This window comes from Brucella tritici (genome assembly GCF_008932295.1).
In the GTDB taxonomy this organism is placed as follows: domain Bacteria; phylum Pseudomonadota; class Alphaproteobacteria; order Rhizobiales; family Rhizobiaceae; genus Brucella; species Brucella tritici.
The window spans coordinates 1-1,441 of the sequence record NZ_WBWA01000073.1 but is presented as its reverse complement, the minus strand read 5'-3'; the positions used below and the strand labels follow the sequence as shown (position 1 = coordinate 1,441).

Here is a 1,441-nt window from a genome sequence, read left to right as displayed (position 1 = left end):
CCGAGATGGGGTATTCGGCTTGAGCCCCACCTTTAACGATTGCGGATTGTAGAAGGGTGCTGCGCTTCTGTTGATGGTAAAACGAGGTCATGTTTTGCAACAGCCTCAAGCATCGGAAAGGAAGCGCAGCATGAAACATTATACTGGACTTGACGTATCGGTAAAAGAGACCGCCGTTTGCATTATCGATGAAGCCGGTAAGATTTGCCGTGAGGTAAAAGTATCGTCACATCCTGATGACCTGATTGTAGTTCTGAAAGATCCCAGGTGGCATATTGAACGTGTCGGACTTGAAGCTGGCCCCTTATCGCAATGGCTGTTTGAGACTCTGGCAAAAGCAGGCGTGCCAACGATTTGCATCGAGACTCGCCACACCAAGGCGTTTCTGAAGGCACAGCCGAACAAAACTGATCGTAACGATGCTCGCGGCATTGCCCAGATGATGCGCGTAAATCTGTACAAGCCTGTGCATGTGAAGACATTGACGAGCCAGAAGCGTCGCGCCTTGCTCACGGCGCGTCAACTGCTTCAACAAAAAGCCATTGCCATAGAGAATGACATTCGAGGCCTACTGCGGAATTTTGGTTTAAAGGTTGGCCTGGCCGGTAAGATCACGTTTGAAGAACGGGTCTGCGAACTGGTCACTGGCTTTCCAGAGCTTGCGGAAATCATGGACGTTCTGCTGTCAGCCCGGACCAAACTACGCGATGAATTTAAAAAGCTGCACAAGAAAGTGCTTGAGTTAACCTCCCGGGATGAAATCTGCCGACTGTTGATGACTGTTCCCGGCGTTGGCCCTGTTGTCTCTTTGGCCTTTGTGAGCACGATTGATATTCCGCAACGATTTAAAAACTCTAAGGCAGTTGGGCCAATCCTCGGATTAACGCCAAAACTGAATGAATCGGGTGAGAGTAAACGAATTGGTCGGATCTCCTGCTGTGGTGATGCAATAATGCGTTCTTTATTATACGAAGCGGCTCAGACCCTCCTGACGCTTGTCAAGAAATGGTCGTGGTTAAAGGCTTGGGCAATGAAGATTGCCAAACGAGCAGGAAAGCAAAAGGCAATTGTCGCACTTGCCAGGCGACTGGCTGTCATAATGCACCGCATGTGGAGCGACGGAACCGAGTTTTGCTGGACTAGGAATGGCTTACCCGCTGCTGCGTGAACAGTAGCTGTATAAAGATCCACATCGCCGTGGAGAGATGTCCTTCGCAGGACGATGGATGAGGTAAGTTCGTAGAGGTGGTAGTGCCGGCCGCATATAGCGATCAGGACGATACCGAGATTGGATACCTCATTCTTCTAACCCCATAGTGGAAGGGCCAAAGCGCCGATTCCGGAGAGAAGCAAGAACCTGCGAAAGACCATGAAATGCGGAGATTGTGAAATATCGAAGCGCTTGACTTTAGCTCGCCGAATAGAGAAGCCACCTCTCTTT

The 1,441-nt window shown here is 50.1% G+C and carries 1 protein-coding gene; it reads left to right on the top strand.

Annotated features, from left to right (window positions below; genetic code table 11):
* Positions 1-130: 130 nt before the first annotated feature.
* The gene (locus F9K91_RS25445; RefSeq protein WP_151679064.1) at positions 131-1,168 is read left to right on the top strand and encodes an IS110 family RNA-guided transposase; all 1,038 of its coding nucleotides are present in this window, start codon (positions 131-133) and stop codon (positions 1,166-1,168) included.
* Positions 1,169-1,441 lie beyond the last annotated feature (273 nt).